Annotated in this window: 10 protein-coding genes; 3 read left to right on the top strand and 7 right to left on the bottom strand. The window is 44.2% G+C overall.

The features are described from left to right. Positions 1-6: 6 nt before the first annotated feature. A complete protein-coding gene (locus H8B19_RS12865; RefSeq protein ID WP_241737607.1) occupies positions 7-732 on the bottom strand; it encodes a FadR/GntR family transcriptional regulator in 726 nt (241 codons plus the stop codon). A 302-nt stretch (positions 733-1,034) separates the two neighbouring features. Here H8B19_RS12865 and H8B19_RS12870 point away from each other — a divergent pair, with 302 nt between their 5' ends. Continuing rightward, positions 1,035-3,746, top strand: a complete 2,712-nt coding sequence (locus tag H8B19_RS12870; protein WP_186507300.1) for an EAL domain-containing protein — start codon at positions 1,035-1,037, stop codon at positions 3,744-3,746. Positions 3,747-3,758: 12 nt separating this feature from the next. Here H8B19_RS12870 and H8B19_RS12875 read toward each other — a convergent pair whose 3' ends face one another. Then, entirely contained in the window at positions 3,759-4,724 is a 966-nt protein-coding gene (locus H8B19_RS12875) for an alpha/beta hydrolase (protein ID WP_186507301.1), read from the bottom strand. A 104-nt stretch (positions 4,725-4,828) separates the two neighbouring features. On the opposite strand from H8B19_RS12875, the gene H8B19_RS12880 reads away from it, so the two are divergent. Continuing rightward, a complete protein-coding gene (locus H8B19_RS12880; protein WP_186507302.1) occupies positions 4,829-6,043 on the top strand; it encodes a winged helix-turn-helix domain-containing protein in 1,215 nt (404 codons plus the stop codon). Positions 6,044-6,533: 490 nt separating this feature from the next. Here the strand turns inward: H8B19_RS12880 and H8B19_RS12885 are convergent, their stop codons facing one another. From H8B19_RS12885 to H8B19_RS12895, 3 genes are all read right to left on the bottom strand, one after another. Then, positions 6,534-7,361 (bottom strand): flagellin N-terminal helical domain-containing protein, encoded by an 828-nt coding sequence (locus H8B19_RS12885; RefSeq protein ID WP_186507303.1) that lies wholly within the window; start codon positions 7,359-7,361, stop codon positions 6,534-6,536. Positions 7,362-7,956: 595 nt separating this feature from the next. Beyond that, positions 7,957-8,787 carry a flagellin N-terminal helical domain-containing protein gene (locus H8B19_RS12890; protein ID WP_186507304.1) on the bottom strand — a complete coding sequence of 277 codons (831 nt, stop codon included), beginning with the start codon at positions 8,785-8,787 and terminating at the stop codon, positions 7,957-7,959. 372 nt (positions 8,788-9,159) lie between these two features. Further along, entirely contained in the window at positions 9,160-9,984 is an 825-nt protein-coding gene (locus H8B19_RS12895) for a flagellin N-terminal helical domain-containing protein (RefSeq protein WP_186507305.1), read from the bottom strand. 261 nt (positions 9,985-10,245) lie between these two features. Between H8B19_RS12895 and H8B19_RS12900 the strand changes: the two genes are divergently transcribed. Next, a complete protein-coding gene (locus tag H8B19_RS12900) occupies positions 10,246-11,184 on the top strand; it encodes a hypothetical protein (RefSeq protein WP_186507306.1) in 939 nt (312 codons plus the stop codon). Here H8B19_RS12900 and flgL read toward each other — a convergent pair. After that, the gene (gene flgL / locus H8B19_RS12905) at positions 11,175-12,395 is read right to left on the bottom strand and encodes a flagellar hook-associated protein FlgL (RefSeq protein WP_186507307.1); all 1,221 of its coding nucleotides are present in this window, start codon (positions 12,393-12,395) and stop codon (positions 11,175-11,177) included. The genes H8B19_RS12900 and flgL overlap by 10 nt on opposite strands. A gap of 7 nt (positions 12,396-12,402) precedes the next feature. Continuing rightward, positions 12,403-14,550: a flagellar hook-associated protein FlgK gene (gene flgK, locus H8B19_RS12910; RefSeq protein ID WP_186507308.1), complete on the bottom strand. Its 2,148-nt coding sequence runs from the start codon at positions 14,548-14,550 to the stop codon at positions 12,403-12,405. Positions 14,551-14,562: the final 12 nt, after the last annotated feature.

Consider the following 14,562-nt stretch of genomic DNA (forward strand, 5'->3'; position numbering starts at 1 on the left):
CTTTTTTTATCGCTCAAAATGCATCGCTGCATTATCAGTCGCATTTTCTATGTGCATTTTCATCGCAATTCGCGCTTTTTCAGGATTTCGCTGTTCCAGCGCCTGTAAGATCTTCCGATGTTCCGCAATCGACGGGTGCACCCCTTCCTGACGGATTCTGGCTAAAAAACGTGTACTCAGCTCAGATTGATTTCGTAGTTCCCACAACCATTTAACCACCTCCAGAATCGCGCTATTCTGCGCCGCTTCGGCAATAATCATATGAAACGCACAATCCGCTTTTTCAGACGCATTAGGCTGTTTTTCTTCTTCTTCCATCGCTCTGACAGCTTCACGTAAACGCGTAAGCTGCTCATCGGTGATACGGCTTGCCGCCAGTGCACAGGCTTCAGCTTCGATAATGTAGCGAATTTCCATTATTTCAAACAATCCGATGCCCTTATCACTTAGCTCACGCTCTACCGGTTGTTTTTGCTGGGTGACATAGATGCCTGAACCGGTACGGATCTCAATAACGCCGGATAACTCCAGTGCAATCATGGCTTCACGGATAGTGGGCCTGCTCACCCCTAACTTATCAGCTAATTCACGCTCCGAAGGAAACCGTTCACCGGGCTTTATTTGCCCCTTGTCCACCAGACTGCGCAATTGTTCAGCGACTTTCATATACAAACGGTCTGATTTTATTGCCTGCAATTTAAGTGTTTGTGCCATGGTTTCAGCCAGTGCCATAGGAAAATATCCTGAATTATTTTCTGAAGTATCAGATATCTGTTGATTCGGTTAATTAAAGCTTAAATAGTGTTTTTGTTGTTTAACAACATAGGTTCACATCATAAGTTCACAATATTATATCAATTAATCCTCTATTCAAACGTCATGCTTTGCGTAAATTTGCAATAAAAATAAGCAGTTAGTTAAAAACCAGAATTCATGATGAAAAAGTTTTATTCAGGGTATTGCTCTGTTTCTTCAGCGCCCGTAGACTGAACGCCAGCTTAAAGAGCGAAGACTCCAATAACAATTATAAAAGTATGTATCAAAAATCATTATCGACGGTATCAGTGGCCGATAGTTTTTTACGGCAACCGGATTTTCCATTCCAATGGTGGGATGCGCCGTGGTCGAGTGTCTGCACTCAGATTTCGCAACAGCTAGAGCTTATTACCGGAAAATTGCCCAACGTAAAGTTGTGGCAATATCATCATCAGGAGCAGCAATTAAAGCAGTTTTACGCTCTCAACAATAATGATGCCATACATGATAAACCGATATGCCGATTGCGACACCCAGGATACTTTGCAGCGTTAGATAAACAGGATGTGCTCTTTCTCGATTCTCCCTCAACCCAGCCGAACTTAACTAACATAACGTCTTCCCCAACCTGTTATACCTCCATTCATTGCCCCCTTTACTATCAAAACCAACTGCTGGGTGTAATGTGTCTGGAGTTTAATCAAACCGTTGCACAGGATTATTCCGCGGCGTTACTTAATATTACCCAATGCACCGCATACCGCATGTATATTGATGCACTTCATCAGGAAAAACATAATTTACAACTGGCGTTTGATCACGCCAATGATGGCATTTTTATATTTTCCGGTAACGATATCGTTGATTGCAATCAAACCGTACTCACCATGTTTGATTGCTCGAAAGAACAATTACTGGCTCAAAGTACTACGTTTTTTTCACCCAAATATCAGCCCGACGGACAGCTGTCCAAAACCGTTGCACAACGCAAAATCAATCTGGTGATGCAGGGAAAAACCCAGGTTTTTGAATGGCAACACCTGCGTTACGACCGCACGCCTTTTGATGCAGAAGTCACCATGTCGTTATTACAGCTGGATGACCGTCAGGTGATGCATGCGGTAGTGCGTGATATCAGTGATCGAAAAGCAGCAGAGACTCAACTGGAGCACTCCAAAACTGAAATCATGGAGCGCAATCGTAATTTAACGCTGTTAAATAAACTCTCTAACCAGTTACACGGTTGCATTGATGAAAATACTATCATCGATGATACATTTGAGGTGTTGTTGCAGTTGACCCAGACACCGCATATTGCGATGTATTTACTTGATGGAACCAAGCAGTATCTTAACCTTGTAAAGTCTCATGGTTTTAATGGCGAATTGCGCAAAGTGGGAGCACGTATACCACTGGAAAACAGCCTGAATGCCCTGTCAATTAAGCGCGGTAGCCCTGTTATTACCAACAATCTGGCGACCGACCCCGCTGCCTACGAAAAACTCAAACCCTTGGTTGGGCCTTTAGGTATTAACGCGGGTGTTTTTATTCCACTGATGTATCAGGGACAGGCGTTGGGCACTTTGTGTTTGTTATTTGAGAGCAAAAAAGAGTTCACTGACAGTGAAACAGAAACGTACGAAACATTAGGACAAAACGTATCTTTGGCGCTGGCTAATGCACAAAATGTCAGAAAGCTAGAGTTTATGGCGCATCACGATACACTTACAGGCCTCCCTAACCGTGCGGTGCTGCATCAGGAATTTGAAAACAATATTGCATACGGTCCGGGCATGCCGGCAGTATTGATGTTAATTGACCTTGATCGTTTTAAAGATATAAACGATACACTGGGGCACTATGTTGGTGATTTGGTATTACAACAAATCAGTCCGCGCATTAGTCAGTGCACAACCAACTATAAGACACTTATTTGCCGCTTAGGTGGAGACGAGTTTTCAGTGCTGATATACGGCAAACTGGCCCGCAATCAGGTACTGGATATTGCCGATTGTATTCTGCGGCAGTTACGTCAGCCTATAAATGTTGATTCGATGTTACTGGAAATAGACGCCAGTATCGGTGTGGCCTTTTACCCGACAGATGGTAAGGACAGCCATGCTTTGCTGCGCTCTGCTGATGTGGCGATGTATGAAGCCAAGCGCCGTGGCGGCGGAGTAATGATTTACCAGCGTGAGAGCGACATTCATACCCCGGAGCGTCTGGCCCTCATGGCTGAACTGGGTACCGCGATTCGTGATGATCAATTGGTATTACATTTTCAGCCGAAAGTACAATTAAGTACCAATAAAATCATTGGATTTGAAGCACTGGTTCGTTGGGAGCACCCTTTTTCCGGACTACTATATCCGGATAAATTTATTCCTCTGGCAGAAGTGAGTGATGCTATCCACCACCTGACAGAAAAAGTGCTGGATATGGCACTGGCACAACAACAGCAATGGCGGCAGCAGGGTTATCATTTTAGTGTCGCGGTTAATTTATCGGCACGTAACTTAATTGATGACCGTTGTATTGTCAGCCTCAAACAAATGCTGGAAAAATACCAGACACCAGCTGGTATGCTCGAGCTGGAGTTGACTGAAACGGCATTAATGCAGGATCCGGATAAGGCAATTGAATTACTTAATCAATTATCACAATTAGGGATCAGCCTGTCGATTGATGATTTTGGTACCGGCTATTCATCCTTATCCTACTTACGTCAGTTACCCATCGACACACTGAAAATCGACCGTGATTTTGTTGGCGAAATGCTCAGTAACGAGCAGGACATCATTATTGTTCGCTCAACAATTAATCTGGGGCATAACCTTAGTTTAAAAGTGGTGGCTGAAGGTGTCGAAGATAACAATACACTAAATGCATTGGGCAATATGCAGTGCGATATCGCGCAAGGATACCATATTAGCAAACCTCTTAGCTGGCCTGACATTGAAAAGTGGCTGTCATCCAGAGCTAAAGACTAAGGGTGTATTTGGCTATTCCAGCAATTGAGCAAAGCGGTCAATCTCTTCAACAACCCTGTCTATCCATGGGTGAAATAACCAAAAAGTATGTGGCGCATTATGCATCGACACTAATCTTGCAGGCCGCCCATTTTGTTGAATCATGCTGATCGCTTTTTTTGCCCCCAGCGAAAACCGCTCATGGCCAGACGCAATAAACAACATGGCGGGAGAGTCTGCATTTATGTACCCCGCAGGTGATGCAAGCTGCCACAGTTCTTTTGCACTGGAAAAATCATTACCAATCCAGCGTGCCATCGCACTGTGTTTATCGCCGTCTTTATCTTCATATTTAAGTCCCGCATCTGAAGTTAGATCAATAATACCATCCATATCGACAACCCCAATTACACTGCTATCTGCATCCTGATTAAGCCCGGATTTAAACGCCTTTACATTCTTACTGTTGGCAATAAGTGCAGCCATATGCCCGCCTGACGAACCGCCGGCAATAATAATACTGGGCGATATTTTTAAGTTCACAGCATGCTGCTTGAGCCACACAATTGCATCGTTAATATCCACTATTCCAGCCGGAAACAATGCTTCCGGTGACAGCCGGTATTCAATTGCCGCGACCGCATAGCCTCGTTCAGCTAAACGAGATGCTAATGCGTACATGTGTGATTTATTGCCGGAACGCCATCCTCCACCGTGGATCAGTGCAATAGTCACAGCCGGTTTAATTTGTTTAGGTGTAAAAAGATCAAGCGTCAGTTCACGCTTGCCGACCATTTTGTACATGCGTGAAAAACGGATGTTGATATGAGCGCTGTCAATATTGGCAATGCGCAACGCAGGGTATTGTTTAGCGTATTTCTGTGCGGCTGACGCGACAGTGTAAACTTGATCAACAGTAAAAGTTTGTGCATCAGAGGATGCAGAAAATACAAACAGGTGAGCAATCAGGCCAGAGAAAAGTAAGCAACTGATACGCATTATAATAAATCCAAAATAATCATTTACTCTGCACTTTACCAGAGTTAGTTTGAGCTTTTATAGTACGCCGGATTAACAAAAAGCAAGCAGGTATAAGAACCAACATGTCAGACACTCCCCTCACTCTGTCAAAAAGTCAGGCTCAACGAATAGTACTTTTAAGTCAGGGGCTTGGGCAGAAGAAATCAAACAACAAAAATACAACTGCCACATTGCAAAATATAAAAAAAATGAGCTACGTGCAGATCGATAGTATCTCGGTAGTGGAACGGGCGCATCACCACACGTTGTGGTCCCGGCAGCCACACTATACACCTGCATTTCTGGATAAATTAATCAAACAAAAACATATTTTTGAATATTGGTCACACGCTGCGGCTTATTTACCCATGCAGGATTATCGTTATAGTCTGCCACGTAAAGCAGCCATTGCATCAGGCGAAAAACACTGGTTTGAACGAAACCCTGAATTAAATAGCCAAATCCTAAAGCGAATAGAACAGGAAGGTCCTTTACAAGCAAAAGATTTTGAGCATAAACGGTCAGACAAAGCGGGGTGGTGGGATTGGAAACCCGCTAAAAAGGCTCTCGAGCAACTGTATATGGAGGGAAAACTGATGGTTTCCCACCGTCAAAACTTTCAGAAAGTGTACGACCTGACAGAACGAGTTCTCCCATCAAGTATCGATACCAGTTTACCAACAGACACAGAATTCTGCCGACATTTGATTACTCGTTACCTGCATGCTCACGGCATTGGTACTGCAAAGCAAATCAGTTATTTACGTAAAGGCTATTTAAAAAAAGTTACCCAACATTGCAATGAAATGCTCGCAAGCGGAGAGCTCATAAAAGTACATGTTGCTGATGTGACTTACTTTGCCCTGCCCCGGATTGAGTCTTTATCAAATAAACGCATTAACCAACAGCAGTTACATATTTTATCACCTTTCGATAATCTGGTTATTCAACGTGAACGTGTCAAACAGCTTTTCAATTTCGACTATCAGATTGAATGTTACGTGCCAGCCAACAAGCGTCAGTATGGATATTTTTGTTTACCCCTGTTACTAGGGCAACGCTTTGCCGGACGTTTAGATGCCAAACTTGAACGCAAAACCCAAACACTTGAATTGCAAAATTTATCGGTTGAAATAACATCTGCGGAAGCTGTTCTCGAAAGTCTAAAAACCGCATTACCAGAGTATATGCGTTTTATAGGCGCGAATTTAGTTGCACTTAAAAAACTGAGTATTGCGGGAAAGAGCATGAAAAACAGTGAGTTTAATCATTGGTGCTCACAATTTGCTTTACCCTAAAACACAACAAAGCCCGGCAATGTCGGGCTTTTTATAAGGCAATGAATTGCCTGCACAAAAGAACTTAAACCTATTCACACAACAAAATCTAACTGGGATGTCCATTTAGACACAAAACGCTGAAATCAATAGTGTAGACATTAATGTGATTTCGACAAAACTCTGTATGACCGTCTATTTTCCCCAGTTTAATACTTAAAATTCGCATTAATGATAACTTATTGCCTTGTATTTTAATTAAATTGGCACAACTTGTGCTTTATAAGAACCAGACAATGAGCAACGTCAAAAATTAAGTAAAGAATAAAAAAGGTTGGGTCAGTTGACCCAACCAACTTGCTCAAGTTAGGAGATCGAGCAAATTCGTTTTCTGTCCGACTACAGGGTTTGGGATTGCAAACTGGCCTCTCAACCACTTCTACACTCTCAGTCCTGTTAGTCGGCGTTTTCTTCAGAGTGGCCTCTCAGTTCCTACTCTCAGTACTCTGTTTTACTGCAACAGGGATAACGCAGCTTGCGGACGTTGGTTCGCTTGCGACAGTACCGTTGTGCTGGCTTGCTGAATAATCTGATTACGGGTTAATTCAGCTGTTTCTGCGGCAAAATCAGTATCGCGAATACGTGAACGTGCGGCCGACATATTCTCTGAAATGTTGCTCAGGTTACGAATTGTCGATTGGAAGCGGTTTTGAATCGCACCCAAATCAGCCCGGGTTCCACCTATCGTAGAAATTGCCTGACTAACGGCGGCCATCGCCCGTGATGCAGCATCCGGCGTTGCCACCGAAAGATTCACACCATTAAACAAACCCGATGCACCATATCCCCCCGGACGCGATATATTGACGCTGATTTTCTGACCGGCATTGGCTCCGACCAGGAAGGCCGCAGAATAAACACCATCCAGTATATTCACGCCTCCAAACTGGGTGGTAGTAGCAATCCGGCTAATTTCCTGTTTGAGCGCAGATACTTCTTTTTGCAGCGCCAATCGGTCCGACGAACTATTAATCCCGTTTTGTGACTGGATGGCAAGCGTACGGATACGCTGCAAAGCGGTCGTAATCTCGGACATTGCGCCTTCAGCCGTTTGCGCCAGTGAGATACCATCATTTGCGTTTCGTACCGCCTGATCCAATCCCATAATCTGGGAAGTCATACGGTCAGAAATTTGCAAACCCGCAGCATCATCTTTAGCCCCGTTGATGCGGAAGCCCGATGACAATCGTTCAAACGACGTACTTAGTGCATTGCTGGAGTTGAAAAGTTGTCTCCTGGCATTAAGTGACGACACATTGGTATTGACATATAAACTCATAATATTTCTCCTAACCTGATAACGCACTGGCTATTATTTTTATTGTCGCGCCTGCGTTTCTCGTGGTTTTCTATAACAATCCAAAATATTGGCACATTACGTGCTTTACTTTATATGCCAGTCAGTTTTCTGACTTGTGTTTTTGCTGGGCGAACGCCTGCAAAAGCTATGCTAAAAAATGGGCTCTATGCTCATGTCGACTGTCAGGGTTGATGGCCTTACCTCAAACCTCTCACTACCTCCTGGCGTTAACCCTGTCAGTCGGCGCCTCAATCTACAAAACCTCACTTTTTGCAGATTGGGCACAGCGATCCTTTGCAACTTTGTCCCGGTAAATTCTCTGTCAGGCCGGTTGCCGCTTGTCCCCAACAAATTGCAACCCGGCCTTCTTTACTGTCAGCCAGACACACTCCGGCCCTATCAATACATAGTATTGAATTCTTTTTTGGTGGAAGAGATACGAAAGGTATGTCCCACTTTTACAGATTAAGCACAGTGCTACCTACAACTATACTTACCCCGATAAATTCTCTGTCTTTTGCGTTATTCTGATAACCGTGGCTTGTCCCCACATTTCACGGTATCAAACGCGTTGTTAACCACCCAGTAACTGCAAAGCCGCCTGTGGTCTTTGATTCGCCTGCCCCAGCACCGTAATACTGGCTTGCTGAATAATTTGCCAACGGGTCAGTTCTGCCGTTTCCTGGGCAAAATCAGTGTCACGTATGCGTGATCTTGCCGCTGACATATTTTCAGAAATATTGCTTAAATTTCTAATGGTTGATTGGAAACGATTTTGAATCGCACCTAAATCTGCCCGAACACCATCAATTATAGAGATGGCCCGGACGACTGCACCTAAGGCTGCAGAAGCACCGCGTTCAGTTTCGACGGTCAAATACTGGCCGTTAAATAATCCTGAAGCGCCAAACCCGCCGGTTCTGGAAATATTGACACTTATGGTCTGGCCTGCATTCGCCCCTACCAAAAACGCTGACGAGTACACACCATCCAGAATATTCACACTTCCAAATTGCGTTGTCTGGGCAATCCGGCTGATTTCCTGTTTCAGCGCTGACACTTCTTTTTGCAATGCCAGTCTGTCAGAAGAAGCATTAATCCCATTTTGAGCCTGTATTGCCAGTACCCGGATCCGTTGCAGAGCCGTGGTAATTTCCTGCATTGCACCTTCTGCGGTTTGAGCCAGAGAAATACCATCATTTGCATTTCTAACAGCCTGATCCAGACCTAATATTTGCGATGTCATCCGGTCAGATATTTGTAAACCGGCCGCATCATCCTTCGCACTGTTAATACGAAAGCCTGATGACAAACGTTCAAATGCCGTGTTCAGATTGTTACTCGAGGTAAACAGCTGGCGTCGGGCATTTAACGACGACACATTTGTGTTGACGTACAAGCTCATTTTTTTCTCCTAACTTTTTTGTTTACCCGTCAAACTTATTATTATTTTTATTGCAGTTTTAACGGTATCAGCCACATTTATTGCTTTTATTAGTTGTGGTCTGATTACAAGGCTATTTGGTTATTATTTTTATTAGTTACCGAGTGCCTTTGCTGAACTTATCGTATGAATTGGAAAATTACTTTAGAAAAAAAATAAACTATTTTTTAAATCGCTTATTTTTCAATAAGTTATAGAAATGAAAAAGCCGGAGTATTACACTCCGGCTGGATGCTCACCGTTAGGAGAAAATGAGCAGAACTGATATCCGTCTGGCCTGTTAACCTCACTCCCTCCTGGCGTTAAGTGTCAAACGGGAATCGTTTTGACTGATTAACCCAGAAGTTGTAATGCAGCCTGAGGACGTTGATTTGCCTGGCTCAGCACTGTGATACTGGATTGCTGAATAATCTGATTACGGGTTAACTCAGCGGTTTCAGTGGCAAAATCAGTGTCACGGATGCGTGAACGTGCAGCCGACATGTTTTCACTAATGTTGCTTAAGTTACGAATAGTTGACTGGAAGCGGTTTTGTAATGCACCCAAATCAGCACGGGCAGCCCCAATGGTTGATAAGGCAGCATCAACACTGGCTAATGCTGCAGAAGCACCCGCTTCAGTTGCAACTGTCAACTGACCGACTCCCAGACCGGAAGCACCAAAGCCACCTGAACGAGACAGATTTATTGAAATTGTCTGACCTGCGTTAGCTCCAACCAGGAATGCAGCTGAAAAACTACCAGTCAGGATATCCAGGCCTCCAAACTGAGAATCGGTGCCGATACGGCTGATTTCAGTTTTAAGCGCTGACACTTCTTTTTGCAGAGCAACACGGTCAGCAGAGGTATTAATACCATTCTGTGACTGAACTGCTAACTGACGAATACGTTGTAAAGAATCGGTGATCTCACCCATTGATCCTTCAGCCGTTTGCGCCAGTGAAATCGCATCGTTTGCATTACGAACAGCCTGATCCAAACCCATAATCTGGGAGGTCATACGGTCAGTAATTTGCAGACCTGCAGCATCATCAGCAGCACGGTTGATACGAAAACCTGAAGACAAACGTTCAAACGATGTACTTAAGGCATTGGATGAGTTAAATAATTGACGCTGAGCATTTAATGCTGAAACGTTAGTATTGACGAACATTGTCATGGGTTTTCTCCTACACTCTCAGTCCAGCATTCACTGGCATTGATCGGTGTGATCAAAGGTTTAATAACACTTTTAAGTACATTCACTTTACTTATGAAATGAATGTTACTGGCTCTCTCGATTTAGCTTATCGACCCTATGCAGAAGTCCTTTAGTAATTATTTTGCCGCTTGAGGAAAAAGCGGAAAGAATTTGCCGCCTTTGCAATTCATGATCGTTTGATATTCAATGGTTTGAGTCGCAGTTGAAAAAACTTTTTATATGACAAAAAAATTTCTTAAATGTATTGATGAACAAGCCGCTCACAGCGCATTTACCGATCTGTGTCTGTACAAAAATCAGTTATTTTGTTGCTTCAGAGCCGCAACTGACCACATCAGCCCCGATGGGGTAATAAAAATACTAACGCTAAATACACAAGGACAAGTTACATCCAGTACCATCGTACGTATGGCAAAGTGTGATCTGCGGGATCCCAAATTATCTGTCGATAACAACGGCAAGCTTATTTTACTGGCATATGCACGGTTTTATCATGATGGTATACATCAGGGGTCTCAGGCATATGTCTGGTTTAGCAATGATGGCAAAAGCTTTTCAGCCCCTAAAGCACTGGCTAAACCTAATCACTGGTTGTGGCGACTAAGCTGGTTTAACCATCAGGCATATGGTTTTGCCTACCACAGACGTTCGCAAACCCTCAATTTATATGCGGGTAATCCACTACGCACCTTTGAAGAAATAACACCTGAGGCGATGAGTCTGGAACGACATGGTCTGGGATATCCAAACGAATCTGCTATAGCTTTTAGTGCAGAAGGCTGCGCGTATGCCATTGTTCGGCGGGATGCCGACACTGCCAGTGCGCAACTGGGCAAATCTCACTATCCGTATAAAAAGTGGCAATGGCGGGATTTACGCGCCTATATTGGCTCACCACAGATGCTAATATGGGATAATACTCATGCAATTATTGCGGGGCGCATATGGCAGCAACAAGGGCCCAAAACAGCCCTGATTGGCATAAACTTAATAACAGGAAAGTTAACATTAAAAGAGATTTTGCCGTCACGAGGTGACTGTAGTTACCCGGGTATGCTAATCCACCAAGAGCAACTGTATGTCAGCTATTATTCCATGCATCAATACGGGAAATGCGCCATCTACCTTTATAAAGCGCCAGTTACACACTACAGATAATCAAACAAACTAAGTTGTGTTACCCGTGAAAACGTTGACTGGGCTGCCTGCAGCGCATTTTCCTGCTTGCTTAGCTCAGTTACCGCTTCAGCATAATCCACTTCATCAATGGAACTTCTGGCCAGTTTATTAGTGATTTCCAGGTCCAGATTAGAAGCAAAAACCGACTCAGCCACGTTTAATCGTCCGCCCACCGCAGAATTTGCATCCGCCAGCCGTTTGGATGCGTTATCGATGCCCACCAGTGCATCAGCCAGTGCTTCGGCAAAATCCGCATCAGAAATATTTTCGTCATTTAATGCAATGGCAAAATCATTAAGTGTTTCGGCAATGTTCTTTTTCTCGGGTGTTTGCAGGGTAAAGTCCACAGTATCTCCCGCACCTCCCTGAAAATTAAACTCCATGCCCTTAAAGACAAACGGTTGGTCTGCATTGTAACTGTAGGTTCCCACTACGGTACCTGTATTAACCTGAGTTACGGTTGCCTGATCGCCCGGGGCAATCACCTGAATTTGGTAATTATTATTCGCCGGCGTTAACCTGTCGTAATTGTTTTCGTGGAAAAAGTCATGGGAATCCTGCTGAGATATTTTTAAGGTTGCGGGCACTGAACTACCAGTAATACTGGTTTTAAGTCTGGCTGGTACATCTTCAAATACATATTTGCCAGAATCGCCATTTTTTACTCTTACCGTGGGGGAAATCTGTATTTCATTCTGGCCGTCGTCACCGACAAAATTATACTTATTGCCCGGGGAACTTGGGTTAAATTCAAAGGCAGGACTGTGCGACTGATACCCGGCAAAAATATATTCCCCTTCCGCATTACGCGAGTTCATCAGATCAAACGCTTCCCCGCGTATTTGTTCTATCTCAATGCCAATTGCCGCTTTATCCACTTCAGCAAATATACCATTTCCCGCTTCTACAGCTAGTTGCCGGGCACGATTCAAGGCATTTTTCATATTTTCCATGACCACTTCTTCCTGCTCCAGCGAATTTTTAAGCAGGTTGTTATTGGCCTGATACTGGGCAATTTGATTCAGTTCTTCTGTCAGGCGTATAACTTGCGATGCCCCCACGGGATCATCAGATGGGCGTAACAACTTTTTACCGGACGACAATTGCTGCTGAACGTGAGACAGCTTACTTTGATTGTCTAAAACGCCTTTTACACTTAAATCAAATAACTGATTAGTTGAAATGCGCATTTATACCCTACCTTACCGAACTCAAAATGGTATTAAATAAATCCTGTGCCGTACTGATCAATCGGGCTGACGCCGAATATGCCTGTTGGAATCGCATTAAGTTAGCGGCTTCTTCATCCAGACTCACTCCTGACACAGATTCAAACCACGACTTAGACTGATCCACCAGCGCTTTGGCTGCCTGAGCCGACACATCTGACTTCGCCGTTTTTTCCCCTACCGAACCGACTAAGGACGCATAGGATTCATGAAACGTCAGCAAATTGGTTGGTCCGCCTGACGCGCTGGCGCTGCGGCGCATAGTATCCATACTTTGCAGATCAGCCATAATCAGACCATTACGGTTATCATCAAAACCATCTGTATTGTAGTTGATGTTAAATACATCCCCCGCTTTTGGCACGCCCTGTAAGGTTAAATCGTAACCAGGATAATTATCCATCGCGGCAAACGCTGGCGGCCAGCCTGCCGATGCAGCCCCCTGCTGGATCAGATTTTCCAGACTACTGGCACCTGAGACTGTCGTAATAAGTTGCCCTGCACTATCGCGTATTTCATAAGAGTCGGCAGATAAAAATACAATTTGTGCGGGCGCTCCCACGTCAGTAGGTAACGGACCAGCCGGAGACTGACCCGGGCCATGAATTCCGCCAGTACCATCAAAAGCCGATACACTGGTATCGGTTAAAGGGTTGCCAACATTAACATTGGTAACATCAGTAGAGACCAGTGTTGCATCACCTAAATTATTAATATCGGATTCAACACGAATGGGTGAAGCAAACGCAATATCTTCCGGCCGCACGATGCCAACTTCAATCTGACCAGCGCTATATTTGGTAGGCTGTAACAAAAACTGGTCACCTGCGGCATAACTGGCGCCATTTGGAAATTCAATTTCAAGGCCATCCATAATAGGTACAAAAGTACCGGCGGCAGCATCAAGACCGGTAAATGACTGGGTTTGCGGATTACCATTGACATCCAGTACCGGTGTACCATCCGGCTCCAGCAGGTTAACCGTAATATCGACAGTAGACGGAGGCCCTGCCGCCACATTATCAATCACTATCTGATAATCCTTGGTGGTAACCTGATTTGATTGTCCTTCCGCAATTCTGCCATTTAATCCCAGAGACAAAGAGGAATTAGTTGAATAATTTAATGCCTGTGTCACAGGTAAATTAAAAATATCAATGCCAAGCTGGCCATCATAATCCATGCCCAGTCGATTTTGCTGATTCACTGCATCGGCCAGCGCCAGAGCCAACTGCCCCATCTGTCGCTGCGCATCAGATAAAATATCGTCTCTGAAATTAAATAAACCACCAATCCGGCCACCAACCGAATTTTCAGGCAAGTTAATATCGACTCCCCGGCTACTATTTTTCAATGTCAGGTTTTTCTGTTTGGCGTCAGGTTCACCATTGACTTCAAATACGTTAAAAGTGCCATCCTGCATCACCAGCGACTGACCACTTTTTAAATTGACCAGTGTACTACCATCTTCCATAGTACGGGTGGTGATATCGACCATTTCCGCCAGTTTCAAAATGGCATTGTCCCGCTCAGAGATTATCGCCCCGGGCACATCATGCTGATTGCGATACTGGTTAATGCGTATCGAGTTGTTAAGTTCTGCAATGGTTTCGATTAAATTATTGGCATCTTCTGTCATGGAGTTAAATTCAAGATTTAACTCATCTTCTTTGTATGAAAGAAACTCTGACAGAGAATTGAATCGTCCCAGTAAAGAATCCGCCTGGCCCAATACCAGTTGACGGGCCGCCATATTGGTAGGCTCATCAGCTGCGGTTTGCATTGCCTCAAAAAAATCACTCATGCTGGTTGCAAGACTGCTGGCTTCACTGGCAAAAATATCATCCAGCTGTGACGCTTTATCGTGGTAAGCGGTAAACTGGGCGTAGGTAGAGGTATCACGGCGTAATTGATTTTGCGCAAAGATATCCAGTATTTGCGACGTTGTGCCCCGGCCCACACCACCATTTAACTCAGCAACAAAAGTGGTTCGCTCACGTATATAGCCTTCGGTATTTACGTTAGCAATGTTATTACCTGTGGTTTGCAGTAAACGATTTTGTGCCGCTAAACCACTACTGGCAATACTGAGTAAGTCGGCGTTACGAATAGTCATTTACTCAATGCT

It is taken from the genome of Neptunicella marina (assembly GCF_014270035.1).
Classification (GTDB): Bacteria; Pseudomonadota; Gammaproteobacteria; order Enterobacterales; family Alteromonadaceae; genus Neptunicella; species Neptunicella marina.

What these genes read in the sequence shown, in the direction of transcription:
- H8B19_RS12865 (WP_241737607.1), bottom strand. Translation starts at nt 732, where the DNA reads ATGGCACTGGCTGAAACCATGGCACAAACACTTAAATTGCAGGCAATA.
- H8B19_RS12870 (WP_186507300.1), top strand. Translation starts at nt 1,035, where the DNA reads ATGTATCAAAAATCATTATCGACGGTATCAGTGGCCGATAGTTTTTTA.
- H8B19_RS12875 (WP_186507301.1), bottom strand. Translation starts at nt 4,724, where the DNA reads ATGCGTATCAGTTGCTTACTTTTCTCTGGCCTGATTGCTCACCTGTTT.
- H8B19_RS12880 (WP_186507302.1), top strand. Translation starts at nt 4,829, where the DNA reads ATGTCAGACACTCCCCTCACTCTGTCAAAAAGTCAGGCTCAACGAATA.
- H8B19_RS12885 (WP_186507303.1), bottom strand. Translation starts at nt 7,361, where the DNA reads ATGAGTTTATATGTCAATACCAATGTGTCGTCACTTAATGCCAGGAGA.
- H8B19_RS12890 (WP_186507304.1), bottom strand. Translation starts at nt 8,787, where the DNA reads ATGAGCTTGTACGTCAACACAAATGTGTCGTCGTTAAATGCCCGACGC.
- H8B19_RS12895 (WP_186507305.1), bottom strand. Translation starts at nt 9,984, where the DNA reads ATGACAATGTTCGTCAATACTAACGTTTCAGCATTAAATGCTCAGCGT.
- H8B19_RS12900 (WP_186507306.1), top strand. Translation starts at nt 10,246, where the DNA reads ATGACAAAAAAATTTCTTAAATGTATTGATGAACAAGCCGCTCACAGC.
- flgL (WP_186507307.1), bottom strand. Translation starts at nt 12,395, where the DNA reads ATGCGCATTTCAACTAATCAGTTATTTGATTTAAGTGTAAAAGGCGTT.
- flgK (WP_186507308.1), bottom strand. Translation starts at nt 14,550, where the DNA reads ATGACTATTCGTAACGCCGACTTACTCAGTATTGCCAGTAGTGGTTTA.